The 22404-nt window shown below is 60.4% G+C and carries 19 protein-coding genes; 17 read left to right on the top strand and 2 right to left on the bottom strand.

The annotated features are described in order from the left end of the window. The 16 genes from G8O24_RS09190 (at position 1) to G8O24_RS09115 (ending at position 18711) form a co-directional block, all read left to right on the top strand. Positions 1 to 1059 carry an NAD-dependent epimerase/dehydratase family protein gene (locus tag G8O24_RS09190; RefSeq protein WP_188098534.1) on the top strand — a complete coding sequence of 353 codons (1059 nt, stop codon included), beginning with the start codon at positions 1 to 3 and terminating at the stop codon, positions 1057 to 1059. After that, positions 1059 to 2096: a non-hydrolyzing UDP-N-acetylglucosamine 2-epimerase gene (gene wecB / locus G8O24_RS09185; RefSeq protein ID WP_188098532.1), complete on the top strand. Its 1038-nt coding sequence runs from the start codon at positions 1059 to 1061 to the stop codon at positions 2094 to 2096. Before G8O24_RS09190 ends, wecB begins: the two co-directional genes overlap by 1 nt. Before the next feature lie 84 nt (positions 2097 to 2180). Continuing rightward, positions 2181 to 3179, top strand: coding sequence for an NAD-dependent epimerase/dehydratase family protein (locus G8O24_RS09180; protein WP_188098530.1), 999 nt, complete (start codon positions 2181 to 2183; stop codon positions 3177 to 3179). Positions 3180 to 3213: 34 nt separating this feature from the next. Further along, complete coding sequence (gene asnB / locus G8O24_RS09175; RefSeq protein ID WP_188098529.1) at positions 3214 to 5121, top strand: asparagine synthase (glutamine-hydrolyzing); 1908 nt, start codon at positions 3214 to 3216, stop codon at positions 5119 to 5121. A gap of 77 nt (positions 5122 to 5198) precedes the next feature. Beyond that, positions 5199 to 5894 (top strand): class I SAM-dependent methyltransferase, encoded by a 696-nt coding sequence (locus tag G8O24_RS09170; protein ID WP_188098527.1) that lies wholly within the window; start codon positions 5199 to 5201, stop codon positions 5892 to 5894. A gap of 49 nt (positions 5895 to 5943) precedes the next feature. Then, a complete protein-coding gene (locus tag G8O24_RS09165; protein WP_188098525.1) occupies positions 5944 to 7149 on the top strand; it encodes an ATP-grasp domain-containing protein in 1206 nt (401 codons plus the stop codon). Further along, on the top strand, positions 7146 to 8162 hold the full coding sequence (locus G8O24_RS09160) for a pyridoxal-phosphate dependent enzyme (protein WP_188098523.1): 1017 nt from the start codon (positions 7146 to 7148) through the stop codon (positions 8160 to 8162). Before G8O24_RS09165 ends, G8O24_RS09160 begins: the two co-directional genes overlap by 4 nt. Then, complete coding sequence (locus G8O24_RS09155; RefSeq protein ID WP_202988749.1) at positions 8128 to 9330, top strand: DegT/DnrJ/EryC1/StrS family aminotransferase; 1203 nt, start codon at positions 8128 to 8130, stop codon at positions 9328 to 9330. Before G8O24_RS09160 ends, G8O24_RS09155 begins: the two co-directional genes overlap by 35 nt. A 39-nt stretch (positions 9331 to 9369) precedes the next feature. Continuing rightward, positions 9370 to 10521 (top strand): ABC transporter ATP-binding protein, encoded by a 1152-nt coding sequence (locus G8O24_RS09150; RefSeq protein WP_188098522.1) that lies wholly within the window; start codon positions 9370 to 9372, stop codon positions 10519 to 10521. Then, positions 10518 to 11747, top strand: a complete 1230-nt coding sequence (locus tag G8O24_RS09145; RefSeq protein ID WP_188098520.1) for an ABC transporter ATP-binding protein — start codon at positions 10518 to 10520, stop codon at positions 11745 to 11747. The genes G8O24_RS09150 and G8O24_RS09145 overlap by 4 nt, the downstream gene beginning before the upstream one ends. Further along, positions 11744 to 12535, top strand: a complete 792-nt coding sequence (locus tag G8O24_RS09140; RefSeq protein WP_188098518.1) for an ABC transporter permease — start codon at positions 11744 to 11746, stop codon at positions 12533 to 12535. Before G8O24_RS09145 ends, G8O24_RS09140 begins: the two co-directional genes overlap by 4 nt. A gap of 6 nt (positions 12536 to 12541) precedes the next feature. Next, on the top strand, positions 12542 to 13243 hold the full coding sequence (locus G8O24_RS09135; protein WP_188098516.1) for a WbqC family protein: 702 nt from the start codon (positions 12542 to 12544) through the stop codon (positions 13241 to 13243). After that, positions 13243 to 14652, top strand: a complete 1410-nt coding sequence (locus G8O24_RS09130) for a formyltransferase family protein (protein WP_210324902.1) — start codon at positions 13243 to 13245, stop codon at positions 14650 to 14652. Before G8O24_RS09135 ends, G8O24_RS09130 begins: the two co-directional genes overlap by 1 nt. Before the next feature lie 9 nt (positions 14653 to 14661). Continuing rightward, positions 14662 to 16287 (top strand): glycosyltransferase, encoded by a 1626-nt coding sequence (locus tag G8O24_RS09125; protein ID WP_188098512.1) that lies wholly within the window; start codon positions 14662 to 14664, stop codon positions 16285 to 16287. A 54-nt stretch (positions 16288 to 16341) separates the two neighbouring features. After that, entirely contained in the window at positions 16342 to 17172 is an 831-nt protein-coding gene (locus G8O24_RS09120) for a class I SAM-dependent methyltransferase (protein ID WP_188098510.1), read from the top strand. Positions 17173 to 17406: 234 nt separating this feature from the next. Next, positions 17407 to 18711 (top strand): nucleotide sugar dehydrogenase, encoded by a 1305-nt coding sequence (locus G8O24_RS09115; protein WP_188098508.1) that lies wholly within the window; start codon positions 17407 to 17409, stop codon positions 18709 to 18711. Here G8O24_RS09115 and G8O24_RS09110 read toward each other — a convergent pair. Next, the gene (locus G8O24_RS09110; protein WP_188098506.1) at positions 18681 to 19940 is read right to left on the bottom strand and encodes a hypothetical protein; all 1260 of its coding nucleotides are present in this window, start codon (positions 19938 to 19940) and stop codon (positions 18681 to 18683) included. The genes G8O24_RS09115 and G8O24_RS09110 overlap by 31 nt on opposite strands. A gap of 288 nt (positions 19941 to 20228) precedes the next feature. Between G8O24_RS09110 and G8O24_RS09105 the strand changes: the two genes are divergently transcribed. Then, a complete protein-coding gene (locus tag G8O24_RS09105) occupies positions 20229 to 21866 on the top strand; it encodes a carbamoyltransferase family protein (protein ID WP_188098505.1) in 1638 nt (545 codons plus the stop codon). On the opposite strand, the gene G8O24_RS09100 is transcribed toward G8O24_RS09105, so the two are convergent. After that, complete coding sequence (locus G8O24_RS09100) at positions 21863 to 22384, bottom strand: D-glycero-alpha-D-manno-heptose-1,7-bisphosphate 7-phosphatase (protein WP_188098503.1); 522 nt, start codon at positions 22382 to 22384, stop codon at positions 21863 to 21865. The two genes, G8O24_RS09105 and G8O24_RS09100, sit on opposite strands and share 4 nt — an antisense overlap. Between the last annotated feature and the right edge of the window lie 20 nt (positions 22385 to 22404).

Here is a 22404-nt window from a genome sequence, read left to right as displayed (position 1 = left end):
ATGAAATCATTTGGTGGATCGACCATCCTCGTCGTCGGTGGAGCTGGGTTTGTCGGCTCGAATCTCGTGCGACTGCTGCTTGCGCAGGGACCGGCGCGCATCATCGTTGTCGACAATCTTCTGTCGGCCGACGCCTCGAACGTGCCCGCTGATCCCCGGATTCAGTTCGTGCCGCGGCCCATCACCGACGATACCGTGCTCGCCGAGCTGCCGGGCGACCTCGACTTCGCCTTTCATCTCGCCTGTTATCACGGCAATCAGTCGTCGATCGCCGATCCGCTCGCGGACCATGAGAACAACACGCTGACGAGCCTGAAGCTTTTCGACAGGCTGAAGGACATCCGGTCGCTGCAGAAGGTGGTGTACGCCGCGGCGGGTTGCGCGGTGGCCGAGAAAACCTTCGACGGAGCCACGGCAACGACCGAGGACGCGCCCGTCTCGCTGTTCCACGACAGTCCGTACTCGATCTCCAAATTGATCGGAGAAATGTACGGCAACTACTATTTCTCCCGTTACAAGCTGCCCTTCGTGAAAGCGCGGTTTCAGAACGTCTACGGACCCGGCGAGATCCTGGGAGCCGGTCGGTGGCGCGGCACGGTTCACACGGTTTGGCGCAACGTCACGCCGACCTTCATATGGAAGGCCCTTCATAGCGAGGCGCTGCCGGTCGAAAATGGCGGAATAGCGTCTCGCGACTTCATCTATGTCGAGGACATGGCCCGCGGGCTGATGGCCTGCGCCCTCGCAGGCGATCCCGGTGAAATCTACAATCTCGCCTCGGGCGTCGAAACCAGCATTCTCGAGCTCGCGACGCGGGTGAATTCGATCGTCGGCAACAGGACGCCAATTGCGCTCACGCCGGCGCGCGACTGGGATCGATCCGGGCAGCGTTTCGGCGATCCGGCGAAGGCACGTGAAAAGCTTGGCTTCACCGCCAGTGTCTCGCATGAGGACGGTCTCGGGCGGACCATCGCCTGGACGCGGCAAAACCGCGAACGCATCCTGGGTTGCATGCGCAATCATCTCGCGCACGTGCCCGACATCGGCAAATATTCGTAATGTCCGGCAAGATCCTCACTGTGGTCGGTGCGCGGCCGCAGTTCATCAAGGCGGCAGCCGTCAGTCGGGCGATTCGCGAGACGGATGGCTTGACGGAGGTCATGATCCACACCGGCCAGCATTTCGATCCGAACATGTCCGATCTGTTCTTCGAAGAACTGGCTATCCCGAAGCCAAAGCATCACCTGGACGTCAACGGCGGTGGTCACGGCGACATGACCGGACGGATGCTGATGGCGATCGAGCCGATCCTGCTGGCCGAAAGGCCGGACTGGGTGGTGGTGTACGGCGATACGAACTCGACCTTGGCCGGTTCGCTGACTGCGGCCAAGCTTCACATTCCGCTCGCTCATGTCGAAGCCGGGCTTCGGTCGTTCAACCGGCGCATGCCGGAGGAGATCAACCGGGTCGTGACCGACCATCTGTCGACGCTTCACCTCTGTCCGACCGCGACGGCGATCGCGAACCTCGCTGCAGAAGGTGTCGTCAAGGGCGTACATCATGTCGGTGACGTGATGTATGACGCCACGCTCTTCGCAATGGACAAGGCCGAGACCGCCTCGAACATTCTGACCGATCTTCGGCTGCAGCCGAAGCGATATGCGCTCGCGACGGTGCACCGTGCGGAGAACACCGATGATCCGCAGCAGCTTCGCGAGGTCGTGCAGTTTCTGCTCGATCACGCGCGCGACTACCCCGTCGTTCTGCCGTTGCACCCCCGTACCCGGCACGCCGCGTCGCGGATGGGCGTAAGCCTCGATGGATTGCGTGTCATTGAGCCGATCGGCTATCTCGATATGGCGAAGCTGCTGCACTACGCGGCGGAGGTCTATACCGACTCCGGGGGACTCCAGAAGGAGGCCTATTTCCACCGCGTGCCCTGTATCACCCTGCGCGATGAAACCGAGTGGACCGAGACGGTCGCAAATGGCTGGAATCGACTTTGGAAGGGGCCGGCCTACCTAGCCCGGAACGAGATCACCGATTACGGCAGCGGACGGGCGGCCATCAAGATCGCGGAACTGCTGAAGCATTAAGGCTTCACCATCTCACATCAGCGTAGACCCATCGCCACCGGCCGGTTCGCGAGGATACGCAAACACCAATCCAAGAGGTTCACGTTGGACATCAGCGGAAAGAAGTTTCTCGTCATCGGCGGAGCGGGATTGATCGGCTCGCATACAGTCGAGCAGCTCGTGAAGCACGATGTCGGCGAGATTGTCATCTACGACAATTTCGCTCGCGGTTCGCTCGAGAATATCGAACGGGTCGTAAGAGATCCGAGAGTGAAGATATTCGAGGCGGGTGGCGACATTTGCCAGTCGGACGTTCTCGATGCCGCGATGAAGGGCAAGGATGGTGTGTTCCATTTCGCGGCGCTGTGGCTGCTCCAATGCCATGAATATCCGCGGGCGGCATTCGACACGAACATTCGGGGCACCTTCAACGTGCTCGAAGCCTGCGTGGCGAACCAGGTCAAACGTCTCGTGTACTCTTCGTCGGCCTCGGTCTACGGCGACGCCGTGGAAGAGCCGATGACGGAAGACCACCCGTTCAACAACAAGAATTTCTACGGGGCGACCAAGATCGCGGGCGAAGCGATGGCGACGGCGTTTTGCCATCGATATGGCCTGTCGGCCGTCGGCTTGCGCTACATGAACGTCTACGGGCCGCGTCAGGACTATCAGGGCGCCTATATCGCGGTCATCATGAAGATGCTCGATGCCATCGATCGCGGCGAAGGGCCGACGATCCTGGGTGACGGTTCGGAGGCTTTCGACTTCGTCTCGGTGCTTGATTGCGGCCGCGCGAACGTCTGCGCAATGTCGGCCGATACGTCTGCCCGCTACTATAACGTCGGGACGGGTGAACGAACCTCGCTCAAGCAGCTCGCCGAGATGCTGCTGCATCTGACGGGATCCAATCAGCCGATCCGCTACGCGCCGCGCAGCAATGCGACTTTCGTGCGCAATCGGGTCGGCTCCACGAAACGGGCGGCCAAGGAAATCGGGTTCACGGCCGAGGTTGATTTGCGCGAGGGTCTCCAGATGCTGATCGAATGGCGCGCGGGCCACCGGGCCGCTCTCGAGCGGCGGCGGGCGAAGGCGGGCGTCGAGTAGGGTTTCTAGGGTCCAGGCTCTGACGAATTCAAACATGTGTGGCGTCGCAGGCATTCTTACCCTCGATGGACGGCCGGTGGCTTCGCAGGTTCTGCGTGCGATGACCGACGCGATCGCTCATCGCGGGCCGGACGGTGAGGGGCATTGGATCGATGGTCCGATTGGTCTCGGGCACCGCCGGCTCGCGATCATCGATCTCAGTCCGGCCGGCGAGCAGCCGATGCAGACGGCGGACGGCCGGTTCGTGATCTCCTACAATGGCGAGATCTACAATTTCCGTGAGCTTCGAGCCGAACTTGAAGCACAAGGGCATCGGTTCAGGTCGCGCAGCGATACTGAGGTTCTCCTGCAAGCGATCGCTGCGTGGGGGCTGGAGGCGTTGCGGCGCTTCAACGGTATGTTCGCCTTTGCCCTGTGGGATCGGCGCGAGCGCCGGCTCACGCTGGCAAGAGACCGCTATGGCATCAAGCCCTTGTACTATTGGCTCAGCGGCGATCAGCTTCTCTTCGCCTCCGAGTCGAAAGCCTTTCATCCCGTTCCAGGCTTCCGCGCGGAGGTCGACCCCGAAGGCTTGTTGGAATATTTCACATTCCAGAATTTCTTCACGGATCGCACCTTGCAGAAGGGCGTCCGTATTCTTCCCGCGGGGTGTTATCTGAACGTGTCGCCCGCGACGGTCGCTGGGACGCAACTCAGGCCGACACGATACTGGGACTACAGTTTTCAGGAGCCGGAAACTGCGCGCCCAGAGGCTGACTATCAAGACGAGCTCGATCACCTGGTTCAGCAGGCCGTGAAGCGGCAGCTCGTGTCCGACGTGGACATCGGGGCGTATCTCTCGGGGGGAATGGACTCGGGAACGGTTACGGCCATTGCCTCAAAGTCGCTGAGCTACATCCGCACGTTCACCTGCGGTTTCGATATGAGCTCGGTGTCCGGCATGGAGCTTCAATTCGACGAGCGCCCGGCTTCGGAAAGGATGTCGTACCTGTTCCGCACCGAGCACTACGAGATGGTGCTCAAGTCGGGCGACATGGAGCGCGTTCTTCCGAAGCTGGCCTGGCATCTGGAAGAGCCGCGCGTCGGCCAGAGCTATCCGAACTACTACGTCGCGCAGCTTGCCAGCAAGTTCAACAAGGTCGTCCTTGCAGGCACTGGCGGCGACGAGATATTCGGCGGTTATCCCTGGCGTTACTACCGCGCAGTCGTCAACCAGAGCTTCGAGGAATACATCGACAAATATTACCTCTATTGGCAGCGCCTGATTCCGAACAGCATGCTGAAGCGGGTCTTCGCTCCGATCTGGAGCGAGGTGCAAGGCGTATGGACGCGCGACATTTTCAGGGACATCTTCGATCAACACGCGGACCGTCTGACCCGCCCGGAGGACTACGTCAACCACTCGCTCTATCTCGAGGCCAAGACGTTCCTGCACGGGCTGCTGACTGTCGAGGACAAGCTGTCCATGGCCCATTCGCTCGAAGCACGTGTCCCGTTCCTCGATAACGATCTTGTCGACTTCGCCATGAAGCTGCCTGTCCGGCTCAAGCTCGGGAAGCTCGATGAGGTCGTGGCGCTAGACGAAAACGAGCTTGGCAGGAAGACGGCCCGGTATTTCCAGAAGGCCAATGACGGCAAGTTATTGCTGCGGAACGTCATGCAGAGACACATTCCGCAAGAGGTGGCCGAGCGCGAAAAGCAGGGCTTCTCCGGACCCGACGCGAGCTGGTTCAAGGGACAAAGCATCGATTTCGTCCGGGAGATTCTGTTCGACGATCGCGCGGAGATCTATCGCTATCTCGATCCCAAGCCGTTGCGGGGCTTGATCGGCGATCATCTCGAGGGGCGCGAGAACCGCCGCTTGCTCATATGGTCGTTGATCAACGTCGAGTACGCTCTGCGGACGATGTCTTCGGCTCATCAGAAGTCATCAGGGGCGTGAAGTCGCCAGGTTGACGAGCAAGAAAAGGTCGAGTGAGTACAACGGGCAACTGAAAATCCGATCAGCTGAGCGAATTCATGCACGACATTGACAAAGAGAAGATCCTGGCCCGCTACGCCGGGCGTATCGAGGAATTTGGGCATGGCGCGGCCGCGCTCGGAGAACCCAAGCACCGTCAGGCGTTTTATTTCGATATCTTGCGACAGGTCGACGGCTTGCAGCCGACGGACTCCCTCGTCGATATCGGCTGTGGCTACGGAGATTTCTTCGACTTTCTGCGTAAGAGCGGCTGGCGCGGCGCCTATACTGGAATCGACATCAACCCGCAGCTGATCGAGGAAGGACGGCGCGCGTATCCGGAAGCCGAGCTGGCCGTCGTCGACATCCAGGCAGAGCCGTTGGATCGCGTATGGGACTGGTGCTTCTGCTGCCAGGCGTTGACGAGCACGACGGAAGCCGTCGCCTATATCGATCACTTCGAGAGCATGGTGCAGATCATGTGGGGGCTGTGCCGAAAGGGTCTCGTCTTCAATCTGCTGAGCCCGCTGGCCGACTACACGCATCCGGTGCATGCCAGGCCGCCGTTTGCCGAGGTGCTTCAGGTCCTGAACAAGCTGACGAACCGGTTTACGGTCAGGCATGACTATATGCCCTACGAATACGCGATCTACGCGTACAAGGACAATGCAGTCGATCGGAGCAATTTCATCTTCGAGGCCCAAGAGGAACGTTTCCGCGAATTGACCGGGCGTTGGCGCGGTTTGGGTCGCTAGTCGTCCCATCGGCCACGGGGTGGAAACAGGTTGCCAGAGGAAGAACCGGATGAAGACTGTTGTCGTGCTCGGTGGAAATCAGATGGCCTGTCCGGCGATCGAGCGGCTCCAGCAGCGTGGGTTCCGGGTCGTTGCGGTCGACGCCAATGCAAATGCGCCCGCGCGCGGTGTGGCCGATCAATTTGTCCATCAGAACTTTTCCGACGTGGCGGGAACGAGCGCCGCTCTGGCGGACATCGCATTCGTCGGCATCATTCCGCTGAGCGACTTTGCGATCCGTGCCGCGGCCGGCATTGCCAGAGAACGCAACCTGCCGGGCTGGAACGAGTTTGCTGAACTCTGCTTCACCAGCAAAGTTGCCATGAAGCGTTGCTGGCTCGACAACGGATTGCCGACGCCACGCTGTGCCTTCAGTACGGTCGCACAGCTGGCGGCGGGACATTTTCCGAAGTGGGACAGCTGGCCGGCCGTCGTCAAGCCGTCATTTTCGGGCGGAGGCAGCCGGGGTGTGTTCGTTGCGCGAAACTGGGACGAGGTCCAGGCAGGCGTGAACGAAGTTGAGAAGACCTATCTCGACGGCGACGTGGTGATCGAGGAGTTCGTCAGGGGAACAGAGCATACCCTGGAAGTGCTGATCAGCCGGGGAACGCCGACCTTGCTGTCGATTTCCGACAAGGAGAACTATCCCGGAAGCGATACGGTGGTACAGCGGCTGCATTTCCCCGGTTCGATCGGTCATTCGCATCGGGCGGCGCTGGAGCGTCTGGTGTTCGCAGCTTGTGCGGCCATGCGCCTGACGGACGGCACCACCCATTTTGAGGTTCTGATCAGCGAGGACGGACCCTGTCTGCTCGAGGTCGGAGGACGTCCGGGAGGTGGGCTCAATTTCCATCCGATCTGCGAGATTTCGACCGGCTATGACTACCCGGGGCTGCTGGCCGCGGTTTTGACTGGCGATGTTCCCGACTTCGCGAGAAAGCCGTCCGAGCATCTGGTGTGGCACTACTTTCCCAGGGGCGAGGGTGTCTTGCAGGCCATCGACGGCTTCAAGGGCATCAAGGACGAGCCGGACGTTGTCGATGCCGAACTCTATGAGCAGGTCGGCAAGGCGCGTCTCGACCTTCGCAACGACCTGGCGCGGCCTGGCTATGTGCTCGTTCGATCGAAGTCGGCGGCCCAAGCGCGAGAGCGCGCTGCAAGACTGGTCGAGTCCGTAAAGTTTGTCACCGCCGACGCTGGAGATGATACGCCGTGAATCTAGCGCGCCATCCATTTCTGGAAGCCACAGATCCTGCCGCCAGCCGCCTGGTGCGTGTCTCCGGGCCGTTTCCTGAATGGCTCAATCCGTTCCACCGCGACGGCGTGACCATTCGCGCAGCGTCGATTCCGGGCGAGGTCGAGCACAGTAAGTCCTACATGGCGCGAGAGCTTTTGCTCGGACCAATCTCCGAAGGATTGATTTCGCAAAGCACGATCGTGAAGGAGGCAACCAGCGGCAACACCGGTCACGGCATCGCCAAGATATGCAAGGCTCTCGGAATTCGCTGCCAGCTCATCATGCCGGCCGGCACGGCGCGCGGCAAGATCAACGCGATCTCCGTCATGGGCGGCGGCGTCGAGGTCGTATTGCACAGCGATCCAACCGAAACGCCCGTCGAACGGGCTCGGAGGGAAGGGGCGCTGGAAGGCAGTTATACTCTCGATCAGTATGACAATTGGCGAAACCCCTGGGCTCACAAGACTCATTTGGCGCCGCAGCTTTTTTCATCGACAGGGGACGTGTCGCTGCTCGCGGTGGCGTCGGGCACGATGGGGACATGCATGGGGCTGAGGCAGTATGTTGATGAGCACGGCCTCGGTACGCGTATTCTCCCGGTGTTGCTGGAAGAGCATCACGAGGTCCCCGGGGCACGTCCGCTGTCGAAGGTGCTGAAGGACATTCGGCTCCCGTGGCAGGACCTGTTCGGGCCCGAAGACATCGAGTTTGGAACGCGTCATCCCTCCTTCCTGCTCGCCTACTATTCCTGGCGCGTTCTTCCGCAAATGCTCGGCCCCAGCTTCGGCCTCGCGTTTCAAGGGGCTCTGCGCAGGCTGCACAAGGAGAAGGCGATTGGACGGCTGGACGATCTCCGGAGAGGCGGCGAGATAGAGGTTGTTCTGCTCGGGGCGGACTCCTATCTTCCCTATCTCGATCTATTCCTCGGAGAGACGCAGTCCGACGAACGTCACACTTATGACAGCCCCGATCTTCTGTCGCTCGCGCTTTGATCGCGTATCCCCTCTCTTCCTCTCTGGCATGGTCATGCAACTCACAGCACCGAAATTTGACGACGCCGAAATCGATCAGTTGCGCGACTGCCTCAATTCAGGCTGGGTCACGCAGGGGCCCATGACTCAGAAGTTTGAGGAATTGATCGCGAAGCGGCACGGCGTGAAGCATGCGCTGGCGACGACGTCCTGCACCGCGGCGCTCCATCTGGCGACGATGGCCTTGGATCTACGCCCCGGAGACGAAGTCGTCGTGCCGGCCTTTACCTGGGTGACGAGTGCGCATTGCGCCGAATATGTCGGTGCGAAAGCGACATTCGCCGATATCGACCTCGCCACTTTCAATCTCGATCCTGCTGCCTTCGAGGCCGCGATCACACCGAAAACGCGTGCAGTTATCGCGGTGCACCTGTTCGGTCTCGCAGCACCGATGAATGAAATACGCGAAATTGCGTCGCGCCGGGGAATCGCGATCGTCGAAGATGCCGCATGCGCAATCGGTACGTCCTATCGTGGCCAGCCCGTCGGCGGGCTGGGCGACATAGGCTGTTTTTCGTTCCACCCGCGCAAAGTCGTCACCACCGGCGAAGGTGGAGCGGTGACGACGAACAACGACGCGATCGCAGCCATCGTCGGCTCCGTGCGCAACCATGGTGCCGGCGGTCCGCGTATCATTGACGACGAAGGCGCCGGACCGTGGACGATGGCGAGCTATGATCGCCTTGGATACAATCTTCGCCTGTCGGACATTCAGGCTGCTGTTGGCGTGGCGCAAATGGGCAAGCTCGATGCGCTTCTCGAGGAGCGTCGCGGTCTCGCCGCCGCCTACAGAAAGCGTCTTTCGGGCATCTCCGACATCGTTCTGCCGACCGAGGACGCCGGTCACAGCTATCAATCCTTCGTTATCCGGATTTCCGACGGCGGCCGGAAACGCCGCAATGCCGTGATGGCGGCAATGGCGGAACGCCGCATTCAGACCCGGCCCGGTACGCATGCCGTGCCCGCGCTCGGATACTATCGAGAGAAATACGGAATCGACCCCGGTCAGTTTCCCAATGCCGTCAGGGCTGAAGACACGACGATCACGCTGCCGCTGTTTCCGGGAATGAAGATGTCGGATATCGACCTCGTCGTTGAGACCTTGAGCAAGGCTCTCGCGAGCCTTTGAACACAAACTTCCAGGTCGTCACAGAGGAACACCGCAAGCATGTCCCGCGCCGTCGCCATCACTTGTGAGGGCGTCTCGAAGAGTTTTGCGCTGATCGATCGCGGCAACGCGTGGCGGATTGCGCTGGGCTTTGACGCGTCGGTGCCGCGTTTCAGTGCGCTCCAGAACGTGACGTTCGACGTTCCGAAAGGACAATTTGTCGGTGTGCTAGGCCGAAACGGGGCTGGCAAGTCGACGCTTCTCCGGATTGTCGGTGGTGCTTATGCGCCGGATATGGGACGCGTCTCCGTGGTAGGCGCAATGTCCGCGCTCTACGAACTCGGTGTCGTCGGCAGTCGAGAACTCACCGGCCGGCAATATGCGGACCGTCTGCTCGCGGTGCATGGTTTCTCGGCTCGCGAGCGGGCGGAAATGATCGCTGAGATTCACGATTTCTCGGAGCTCGAGGACAGGTTCGACGATCCTGTGCAGACCTATTCGGCCGGCATGGGAGCCAGGTTGTATTTTTCGACGGCGACGGCCGGTCAATATGACGTTTATCTGCTCGACGAGATCCTGTCGGTTGGAGATCAGCACTTTCAGTCGAAGTGCTGGCGACGCCTGCGTGACAGGATATCCTGTGGCGCGACGGGCATCCTGGTGACGCACGACTGGGCGGCCATTCTGCGATTGTGCGAAACTGCGCACATCCTGGATCGCGGCAAGGCGATTTTCTCAGGACCGGCCGACAGAGCCGTGCGCCGTTATCTCTACGGCGACGAGAAGGGCGAAGAACTTTTGGACGGAGTTGCGAAGTTCCTCGGACCTCCTTCTTATGCCTCGACGATGAGGCAGGGCGAAGACTTCACCATGCGCGCGGAAGCCGAGATTCTGCAGCCGTCGGAGGTCTTCGCGACATTCACCATCGAGCGTTTGCAGCCCGGGTTCGGTTGGGAAACTTCGGTGATGTCGCGCGATCCTGTCCTGGTGGGCAGCGCGCCGGGACGCTATCTCGTCGATATTTCCGTACCATCGCTTCCGCTCGAACCCGGCCATTACCAATGCCGGCTTGGTCTCATGCTGGTCGACGAGACACGCCGCCGCGTCGGTCTCGATGGCTTTAGCTGGCTGAACGGGACCGGCCTTGCACTCGAGGTCGTTGGCCAGAGGCAGGAAGGTCTGATGCTTCCAGTGCGGTGGACACTGCATTGAGCCACGCATCCATCAAGATTCGAGACCTGACCAAGACGTTCGCGCTTGCCGAGCGCGGTGGCGGGCCGGTGTCTCTGCTGGCTGCATTGCGCGCGGGCAGAAACGAGCCCACCGTGCGGGAGGTGAGGGCCCTCGAGGGGATATCTCTCCATATCGAACAAGGCGAGCGGGTCGGCATCATCGGGCCAAACGGCGCTGGCAAGACGACGCTGCTTACGATCCTGACGGGATTGATGCCGCCTAGTTCCGGCTCCATCGAGGTGACCGGCGACATCCATGCGATGCTCTCCATCGGAGCGGTGTTGCGCGACGATCTTACCGGACGGGAAAATATCGACCTCGATGCCTCGATCCACGGCCGTCGCCAGGCGGAGATTGACGCTGTTCGCCAGGAGATCATCGACTTCACCGAGCTTGGCGAATTCATCGATCGGCCCGTGCGCACCTACTCGTCGGGGATGAAGGCTCGCCTCGCCTTCTCGATGGGCGCATTCATCGAGCCTGATATCCTGATCATCGACGAGACGCTCTCGGTAGGTGATTATTTCTTCGCCCAAAAGGCGTCGCGAAAGATGGCCGAAGTCGCTTCGCAGGGACGTATCGTTATCGTGGTTGCGCATGCGCTCAATGCCATCATTCAGATGTGCTCGCGCTGCCTGTGGTTGGACCACGGTCGCGTCGTGATGGATGGAGATCCGAAGGTTGTCGCCGCGGCTTACGAACAATCCGTCCGGGACGCGGACGAAAAGTCGTTGAGCAAGAAGTTCGGTCTGTCAGGACCTGCTCGCAATGAGGGGCGGGATGCCGGGCAGCTGACCGAGGTAAGGCTGATTCAAGACGGTAAGGATCAGATGGCGGCGTTGGCAGCGATGCGGCCGCTCGAAATACGGATCGCGGGAATTTTGCGCAAGCCGACCGGAGTCAGCCGGCTTTCGCTCTCCATACTCAGAGTTGATGGTCGAACCGTCTGGCAACAAGATTCGAATGATGCGGGGCTCATGCTGCCGGCCTCAGGTTCATTCGAGCTACGAGTTGCCATGGATCCCTTTATTCTCGGAGCCGATCTCTATCGACTTTCCATTGAGCTGAGCGATGAAGGGGGGCTATTGGACGGATCGATGCGGGTGTTCGAAGTCATAGATGTCGAAGGGCAATTCGGCGGGAAGCCGTTGCTGTTGTGTTCGCCGCAGATCAGGGGGCGCGAAATTGCGCCGGCCAACTCATGAGCGTTGCCGGATTCGAGCGCCGGGATATCGGCATGGTCTGGAGCTTGTTCAAGCTGACCGTGACCGACCGGTACCTCGGTTCTAGTCTGGGGCTGATCTGGGCCGTGCTCTCGCCCCTGCTCCTGATGGGAATGTTCACTTTCGTCTTCACCTTCGTTTTCCCCGGGCGGCTGCCGGGGCGGGAGGGTACGCTTCCCTACGTGGTTTGGCTGCTGAGCGGTTACGGCCCGTGGCTCGCGGTCAGTGAGGGGCTTTCCGCTTCAACGAGTTCGGTCTCGGGCAATGCGGGGATCGTCAAGAACATCTCGTTCAAGTCGGAACTCCTGCCCGTGGTCGGTGCGTTGACGGGCGTGTTCCCGCTCTTCGTCTCGTTCGCGGTCATCGCCGTCCTGTTTGCTGCATCGGGCGAGGTGCCGAGCCTTGCGCTCCTGACTCTGCCGATCCCGCTCTTTTTCGGAATGTTGTTCGTGTCCGGCCTCGGTCTTTTTCTCGCGGCGCTTAACGTCTTCGTGCGAGACACTGCGTTGGCCCTGCCAAATGTCCTGACCATGCTCTTGTTTGCCTCCCCGATTTTCTATCCGCTCAGTGCCTATCCCGGGGGGGTTGGAAAGCTGCTTCAGTTCAATCCTTTCTATGTCATCGCGGCGTCGTTTCGCGCTCCGATCATTGACGGCACTTTGCCGCCACTTTGGATGGTGGTGTATTTGGCGGTCGTCTCGGTCGCGGCCTTTGCGGCTGGCCTGATGTGGTTTCGTCGTCTCAAATCGTTCTTCGACGCGCGTCTGTGAGACGAAATGGTTGGTCTTGTTGCGATTCATCAGCCGAATTTCTTTCCCTGGCTCGGCTATTTCGAGAAGATTCGGCGGGCGGATGCGCTGATCTTTCTCGATGCCGTGGCCTATCCGCGCGCCGGCTCGGGCGGTATGGGCTCCTGGTGCAATCGGGTGCGCCTGGCCGTGCAGGGCGAGGCGCGCTGGGTGACATGTCCGCTCCATCGCATGGCTCTCGGCTGCCCGATCGGGGATGCGCAAATAGATGACTCGCAACCCTGGCGCGGCAAGCTATTGCGGACGCTGGAAGCGAACTACCGCAAGGCGCCGCAATTCGTGAGCTGTATGACACTGATCGAGCCGCTCATCCTCGAGGCTGAGGGCAATCTTGCCAATTTCAACATTCGCGCCATCAAGGCGATTGCGGGCCATCTCGGGCTCTCCACTCAATTCGTGCTGCAATCGTCGCTTCGCTACTCGGGCAAGGCCACAGACCTCCTGGTTTCGCTGGTCAAGGATGTTGGTGGGTCGGCGTATTTGTCGGGCGATGGGGCGGCCGGCTATCAGCGCGATGACCTGTTTGCGGAGAACGGTCTCGGGCTCGTCAAGCTGAATTTTGTTCAGCAGCCTTATCGTGAGCCATCTCGGTTTATTCCCGGGCTCTCGGTGATCGACTACCTCATGTGGGACGGTCGTCCGCTCGCGGAGCTACGGGAGGTTGCATGATGTCCAAGGTTATCTTGCTCACGAGCTCGGCTGGCGCAGCTCTCGACAGGGTGAAGCGTGCCTTCGGGCCCGCCGCCTCCATTACGGTGGTTGGCGACCTGAAGTCGCTGCTGGCAGCTCCCGTTGATGCCGAGACAAGCCTGATCAGCTTCGGAACGAGCGTCATCGTGCCATCGGAGCTACTGGGCCGGCTTGCCAAGCCGGCTTACAATTTGCACGCCGCCTCGCCGGAGTTTCCGGGCCGGGATCCCCATCATTTTGCTATCTATCGCGGCGCCAAGACGTACGGTGCAACGCTGCATCTGATGACCGGTCGGGTGGATGACGGCACCATTGTGGCGGTGGAGACGTTCGCGGTAGGGCATGACGCGACGCCGGACCGCCTGCTCGTCGAAGCGAACCAGGCGGCGATGCGTCTGCTCGAACGGCACGGTCAGCGACTGCTCGATCGCGAACCGATGCCGGGGTTGCCGGATGTGAGCTGGGGGCCCGTCAAGACGCGGCGGAGTGATTTCCTTCGTCTCGGTCGAGTGACGCCGCTCATCTCCGCCGCGGAGTTCGAGCAGCGGCTGAGGGCCTGTGCCTCGGCGTCTCACGCCAATGTTACGGTCGAGCTTCACGGCCAAGTCTTCAGAATCGAGCAGGCCGCGCCGAAACTTGACGACCGCAGTGCGTTTTCCGAGTTCACGGAGACCGGATTCCTGACGTTGGTGCGCCAACTCAAGAATGCGGGTTATCGGTTCGTTCGATACGGCGACCGGCCGTCTGATCATCATGTCATCTGGCGCCACGATGTCGACGTCTCGATGCATCGCGCGGTCCGACTTGCGGAAATGGAAGCGCAAGAGGGGGTCGTCGCGACTTACTTCGTCAACCCCCGGTCTAGCTTCTATAGTATCTTCGAACCGGACATCGAAGCCATGTTGCGGCGGATCCAGTCGCTCGGTCATGAGATCGGCTTGCATTTCGATGCCAGCGCCTACGGCACCAAAAGCTGGAGTGAAAATACGTTGAATGCGGCCGTGCGCCGCGAGCAGGCTCTGCTCGAAACGCTGCTTCAATCTCCCATCCGGTCTCTGAGCTGGCACAATCCCGACCAGTCAAACCTGTTGGACTTTCAGGACGACGAGATTGCCGGCTTGTCGAACGCGTATTCCGGGCATCTGCGACGAGACTATGTCTACTGTTCGGACTCGAACGGCTATTGGCGGTTCAAGCCGATGCGAGAGGTCATTGCGGCGGGGCACGATCGCCTCCATCTGTTGACTCATCCGGATTGGTGGACTCCGGAGGCGTTGTCTCCGTCCGAAAGGATCGACCGTGCTCTTCTCGGACGAGCACGTCGGCTTCGCAGCGATTATGATAGGCGATTGGCGCTGGCCGGTCGTCGGAACGTTGGTGGGATATAGGAGCCGGTATTGTTCGCTGCGCGCGTAAAACGTCGCCTGGCTCTCTTTCGCCGCCACAAGTCCGTGCACAAGGCAAAGCCGGCCGTGCGTCGATTTTTGGCGACCCCCGCAGGAGCGGTGGTTGGGAACCTGTTTGCGAAACTCGTTCAGATGGCCCAAGCGCCCTGGTTCCTGTTTGATGTGGCCAATGCGATGAAGATTGGCCCGTTCGTTGTCGGGCCTTCGGCTGATCTGGACGTCTTAAGCAGGGGGCTGTCGATCGCGGATGGCAGGTCCCATAAAGTGCATACCATCTTCCGGGGCGCGCCAGTCGCCGTTCTGCGAGCTGACAACGTCGACGCCGTAACAAGGCCGCTCGAGGAATTTAAGGCGAGCCTGTGGCTGTCAGAAGCGCCACAACGCCCCACGACAACCGCTCGACACGGACGCGAGAAAGGGGCTCACGGGCGTCGTAGCATCCTGTTCATGCACAATTGCTACTACAATTTCTATTACCTCGCCGCGGCTCTGCGAAAGCGGGGGTGGGATGCCGTATCGGCGAGCATCGAGGATCCAAACGGGGATCACGCGCAGTTCTATCACGGCGAAGACCTGAACCTGTTCGATCCGGATCCGGAGAAGTTTCGGCAGAATCTCCACCACTTCTTTGTCGAGGCGGAATCCAGATTTCGCATGATCCATTTTTACGGCGTGGGCCGCATGTCGATATTTCCCGAGTACATCGATACGCGACGCAGCTTCGATGGTCTGCCCGTTGATTTCCTCAGGTTGCGGCAGCAGGGGGTCAAGATCGGCTATACGGTTTCGGGGTGCCTGGATGGTGTTGCACAGTCCAGCATCAATAGATGGAGCGGGGCCTGCCAGCGATGTGTGTGGCAGCTTCATCCGAATGTCTGCGCGGACGACGCAAATCTCGCTTGGGGCCGCAAGGTTCACACCATGTGCGATCTGGTCGAAACGGGAGGGGCTCCTGCGCTCGACTGGAAGGGACGACAGGACAAGGTGTGCCGCGAGCCGCTGACCATGGCGCTGGATCCCGATTTCTGGAGAATCGATCTGGAAATTCCGGAGAAGTATCGCCTAAAGCGCGCTCCCGGCGAGCTCATCGTTTATCATTCCGTCGGCAACTACCAGTTAAGGGCCCAGAACAGCCGAAACGTCAAAGGGACGGGCGCGATCCTGGCTGCGATCGATCGCCTGAAAAGCGAAGGCTTCCCGGTGAGGTTGGAATTTGTGACGGATGTGCCGAGCAAGGACGTCCGCTTCATCCAGCTTCAGGCGGATATCCTCGTCGATCAATTGAACTACGGGCGATATGGTGCACAGGCTTGTGAAGCCATGATGCTGGGCCGGCCGACGATCTGTTACATGAACAAGGATGAGCCGGAGGGGATCCGCGGGGTGGATTTCGTCGAGGAGTGCCCGATCGTGTCTGCGACGGAGCAGTCGATATACGACGTGCTCAAGGATCTGTTGATGGACGAAGGCAAGCGGCGCGAGCTGTCGAGGCGGAGCCGCGAGTTTGCGCTGAAATGGCACTCGGCCGATGCTTGCGCGGAGCGTTTCGAGGCAGTGTATGATCGGATCATGAGCGGATTGCCGCCGTCCGATCCTGCCGACTGGACCAATGCGTGATCAGATATTGCAGCTCCCCTTTCGCTCGCATTCATCCTGAATTGGAAGTTCAAAATGAGCAAATCACAGCAGGCGATCGATGACGCGAACGCATCATTCTGGAACGAGCTATGCGGTTCGGCAGCCGCCCGTGCATGGGGCATCACGGACTCCTCAATGGAGTCTCTGCGCCGCTACGACGACAATTACTTTCGCTTCTACCCTTACCTCGAACGGCACGTCAATTGGGGGGCGTTGCGCGGCAAACGCGTGCTCGAAATCGGGTTAGGGTATGGCAGCCTTTCGCAGAAGCTGGCGGAGAGTGGTGCTGACTATGTCGGACTTGATATTGCCGCAGGTCCGGTCACCATGGTCAATCATCGTCTCCAGCAGAGCGGGCTCGCTGGCCTCGCGGTTCAGGGCAACATTCTGAGCAGCGGATTTCCGGACAACTCCTTTGACGCCGTCGTAGCGATCGGTTGTCTGCACCACACGGGAAACTTGAAGACGGCGATCGCCGCCTGCCGACGCCTATTGCGTCCCGGAGGACGACTGATCGCCATGGTCTATTACAGCTATTCGTACCGTCAGTTCTGGGTCGAGCCGAGGCGCGCCATTCGCTATTGGCTGCGCGAACTCGGCGGGTATCGCGGCACGTTCCGGGACGGCGAGACGTCGGCCTACGACAAAACGCAGGATGGGGCGCTTGCACCCGCGACCGAGTTCGTATCGATGAAATCCCTGCGCGCGCTATGCGAAGGGTATACCGATTTCGAAGCGACACCCGAGAATGCCGACCGCGAAATGCCATTCAGACTCTGGAGCCGCGACCGGTTGCTCGCGTCGCCGGTTCCGCGGCTTTGTGGGCTCGACGTCTATTGGACGTGCGTGAAGTCGGGTGATTGAATCGTTCGTGGGCTAGCTCTCGGCGAGTAGCTGCCTGCGGTACCGCGATTGCGGTCGGTTGAGCGATATCTTCTCAGGCGAGGTTGCCCGATTTAGCTTGTCGGCCCAGCACAACAGGCCTATGCAGGCGAGCATGCTGGAAGCCTTTGGCGGTTTTTCCTTCGGAAAGTTGATGAGATTCCGATGATGTCCGCGGCGCGGAGATCATCCTAACCATACGTACGGGCGTTGCACATGAATGCTGGATTGATCGACAAGCTGGACCGCAAGACCGCCACGATCGGCATCGTGGGCCTGGGCTATGTCGGCTTGCCCCTCATGCTTCGGTACTGCGAAGTCGGCTACAAGGTCGTCGGCTTCGATATCGATCAATCCAAGGTCGACGCGCTCAAGGCGGGCAATTCCTACATCGAGCACATCACCAGTGCCAGCATCCGCGAAGCCACCAAGCTCGGCTTCGAGCCGACGACCGACTTCTCCCGCGCCAGGGACGTCGACGCGCTGATCCTCTGCGTTCCGACGCCGCTCAACAAATATCGCGAGCCCGATCTCAGCTTCGTGCTCAACACGACCGAAGCGCTCGTGCCTTACCTGCACGAGGGAATGGTGTTGTCGCTCGAAAGCACGACCTATCCCGGCACGACCGAGGAGGAGTTGAAGCCCCGCATCGAGAGCCGCGGGTTCAAGGTCGGGACCGATTTGTTCCTCGTGTTCTCGCCGGAACGCGAAGATCCCGGCAATCAGAACTTTACGACGCGATCCATTCCGAAAGTCTGCGGCGGCTGCACGCCGGCGTGTCTGGAGGTGGGCATTGCGCTCTACCGTCAGGTGATCGACCGCGTCGTTCCGGTAAGCTCAACCCAGGCGGCCGAGCTGACGAAGCTGCTCGAGAACATCCATCGGTCCGTGAACATCGGTCTCGTCAACGAGATGAAGATGGTGGCCGACCGGATGGGGATCGATATCCACGAGGTGATCCGGGCTGCCGCGACCAAGCCGTTCGGGTTCGTCCCCTATTATCCCGGCCCGGGAATCGGCGGCCACTGCATCCCGATCGATCCGTTCTACCTGACCTGGAAGGCGCGCGAATACGGCATGCATACGCGCTTCATCGAGCTTGCCGGCGAAATCAATTCCTCGATGCCGGACTACGTGGTCTCCAAGATTTCGCTCGCGCTCAATCAGCGCAACAAGTCGATCAATGGAAGCTCAATTCTGGTGCTCGGCATCGCTTACAAGAAGAATGTCGACGACGTTCGCGAGTCGCCCTCGGTCCACCTCATGGAGCGCCTTCGAGATCTCGGCGCGCGCATTTCCTACAGCGATCCGCACGTGGCTTCCTTCCCCAAGATGCGGGCGCACTCCTTCGATTTGTCCAGCGTGCCCCTGTCTGCGGACAGCCTCAAGCAATTCGACTGCGTCCTGCTTGCGACCGACCACGACAAATTCGATTATGAACTGATCCGCAGGGAAGCGTCGCTGATCGTCGATTGTCGCGGAAAGTTCCTTCAGCCGGCGGACAACGTCGTCCGCGCCTGAGCGGGCTGCGGCTCCAGCTTATTCCGCTGTTTGCCTCCTGTTGCCGCAATCAAGTCCGGTGCAGCGTACCACAAGACGAATAACAGCAGGGCGCCGTTCGACAAGAGGTTGGTCGAAAGCGGCACATTGAGCAGCGCCTGCACAATGAGTCCTGACGAAACGAGGACGAGCCGCGGCGGCAGGCCTGATGAGAGGCGATTGGCGAGCGCAATGATCAGCCCACAACCGAGGGCGGAAAGCGGCGCGTAGATCGGCCCGACGGAGGCAATGCCCTCAGTTGCAAACAGTGACGCGTTGAACGCGCCGAACGGATAGGCCTTCGACATGATGACGGATAGCGGCTCGTCGTAGGGGCAGCTCATGAGGGGCTTCAGCAAGTTGATCTGGCAGAAGTGCGTCAGCGGATGCCCGGAGAAGAAGCTGTTGTAGACCTCCAGCGCAACCGAGGGCATCGCAATCATGCGGCTGTTGACTGTGCCGACATAAAGCGACCCGATCCCGAGCGGAAATAGACCTGCTTGCGTCGTGAAGAACACGAGGATGCCGGCCAGCATCGGCAGCAGCAGAGACAGGATGGTTGCGAGTCGCGGTGGCGCCCACGTCGATAACACGGCGAGATAAAGCAGCCAGAACGGCGCAAACAGCGTCTGCTTGGTCAATGTGACCGGGTATAGCAGCAAGAGAATCAGAAGGGCTATTCCGGCGCGCCCAAAGGACCTGCGCTCCAGGAAGCCTGCAAAGGCGAACGGCAGCAGGGCGTTCGACGTCGTACCCAGCGCATATCGAAGCGGCGCTGGAAAATCCAGTACAGCGCGATACTTGTAGATCTCGGAGAGGCCAACTGGAGTGAAATTATAGAGCGCGCCGACGGCGGCCACGGTCGCTCCGACCAGCAACATGAGGGAAAGAAGGCGATCGAACGCGCTGGCCGACAAGAGAGGGAGGCGTCGGGCCGGCGAGGTGATGAACAGGCTCGGCAGAATGAACAAGAGCCCGGAGACGATGATCGAGATGTAAGCCAGCCGGTGGTCGTAGGGGAGCATGGAGAACGGGATCAGCCAGAGATAGCCGGCGATCATGGTGAAGAAGCTGAAGGAGACGATGTATCCGAAGGAGAAACCGGCGTAGGCGAAGAGAAGGACGACCGGCGCGAAGACCGAGACGCTCAGGATCGCAGCGAGGACATGCGACCGATCGAACGCGACGGCGCCGGGGAATGTGTCGGTCACGCATGCCGCTGATATGCAGAGCGCGGCCGTAAAGATAAGGAGCAGCGAGATCAGCGAGAGCCTGCGCAGGGCCAATCTTGATGAGAGGGCAAGGCTGTTCATCGCGTGTTGGCACCCCGGGGCTGGGGATCGTGTATAGGCTATCGAATGGGCATGGACAACGGGTGGCGTTCATCGTGTCAGTTCCATGCTACAGGCATCAAGTCAGAACCGCGGGACCGCTGTCGCCGGCGTGATTTACTTTGCCCCCGGTTGCTGTAGAAGGCGGCATCTCGAAGGTATGCGCGAATGTATGTGATCGGTATCAGCTCTGGCATCAAGCACGGCCACCACGATGGTGCCGCGGTGTTGCTTCGCGATGGCGAGTTGATCGCGGCAGCGGAGGAGGAGCGCTTCACGCTGGCAAAGCACGCGCGTGGCGAGCTTCCGCGCGGCGCGATCGGCTTCTGCCTCAAGCACGCAGGCATCAGCATGCGCGAGGTCGACTGGATCTGCTCGCCGCTGAAGACCTACACGAATTACGCGCAGCGCCTCACCGAGTACTTCAGGTACCAGTTCGGTCACAGCCCGAAGATCGAACTTTACGACCACCACCTCTGTCACGCCGCAAGCTCGTTCTATGGCTCCGGTTTTTCCGAGGCCACGGTCGCTTGCTTCGACTTCTCCGGCGATTCCAGCTCCGGCCTCGTGGCGCATGCGCGCGGCAATGATTTTCGCGTGCTGACGCGGTTCGGCCGTCACAACAGCCTTGGTCTTTATTACGGGATGCTGACGCAGTATCTCGGCTATCAGATGACCAATGACGAGTACAAGGTCATGGGCCTGTCCTCCTATGGCAGTCCCGAATATCTCGACAGGTTCGCCAAGCTGCTGCGCCCGAACGGCATCGACTACGAGCTCGATCCCGAGCTCGACAAGCGCCGTCGCGACGCGGACATCTTTACCAGCGATTTCTCGACGCGGCAGGAACGCATCTTCACCGAGAAGATGGAGCAGATCCTTGGGCCGCGTCGCCTGCGCGGTGCGCCGCTCGACCAGCGCATGACCAACATCGCCGCGAGCGGCCAGAAGCAGCTCGAGATCGTCACCACCGAGGTGATCCGTTCCGCGATCGCCGAGACGGGCTGTGGCGACGTCTGCATCGCCGGCGGGGTCGGGCTGAACTGCAAGATGAACATGGAGATCGCAGCCGAGCCGTCGGTGAAGCGTCTCTATGTTCCGCCGGTGCCGCACGATGCAGGCGTGGCGCTCGGTGCGGCAATGATGAAATGCGCCGAGGCTGGTCACACCATCGCGCCGCTGACCCACGCCTATTGGGGGCCTGAATATTCCAACGACACGATCCGGGAGACGTTGGACAAGATTGGTGCGAAATTCGAGCTGCTCGACGATCCCGTGTCGCGTTGCGTCAGCGATTTGACGGACCAGAAGACCGTGGGATGGTTCCAGGGCCGGATGGAGTATGGTCCGCGCGCGCTCGGCAACCGGTCGATCCTAGCCGATCCGCGTCGTGCCGACATGAAAGACCGCATCAACCTCACGATCAAATATCGCGAGGAATTCCGGCCGTTCTGCCCATCGGTGCTGTACGAGCGCCAGGCCGAGTATTTCGAGGACACGTTCGACGCGCCCTTCATGGTGGTGACGTTTCCGGTCAACGAGAAAGTCGCCGAGGCCATGCCGGCCGTGGTCCACGTCGACAACACCGCACGTATCCAGAGCGTCCATGCGGACAGCAATCCGCTCTACAGCCGTCTGATCGGCGAGTTCGCGAAGGCAACGTCACTGCCCGTTCTGATCAACACCAGCCTCAACATCAACGAGCAACCGACGGTGAACGCGCCGTTGGAGGCGCTACATACTTATTTTTGCTCCGGTCTGGACGTGCTGTATCTCGGGCCCTATCGGCTGTCGAAGCCGCGCTAGGCGAGCAAGGACAGCGCCTGGCGCACGAATGTTTCCAGGTTTCCCTCGCGAAACAACAGGCCCCGAATTCCCGCAGCTTCCGCCGCTTCCAGGTCGCTCGGCTTGTCGCCGATCAGGATGCTTTTGTCGGCTGCGACGGGAAAGCGCATCATCAGGTCGGTGATCATGCCCGGCCCGGGCTTGCGCCGATGGCTATCGCGACGATAGCGGTCGATGACGGCCTCGGGATGGTCGGGACAATACTCGAACGCATCGATATGCGCGCCCGCCAGTGCAAGCTGCTCCGCCATCCAGCGGTGGAGCGCATGGACGTCGCTCTCCTCGTAGAAGCCGCGTGCCACGCCGGACTGATTGGTCACGACGAAGGCGAAATAGCCGGCCTCGTTCACCAGTCTGACGGCCTCGCGCGCGCCATCCATCCACTCGAACTTGGCCGCCTCGAAGAGGTAACCAGCATCGTGATTGAGGACGCCGTCACGATCGAAGAAGACGGCCGGGCGTGTTGATGTCGCTGTCATGGAGTGCTGCAAGAGACATT

Source organism: Bradyrhizobium campsiandrae, from assembly GCF_014529705.1.
Lineage (GTDB): Bacteria > Pseudomonadota > Alphaproteobacteria > Rhizobiales > Xanthobacteraceae > Bradyrhizobium > Bradyrhizobium campsiandrae.
This window is presented reverse-complemented; position numbering and strand designations above follow the sequence as displayed.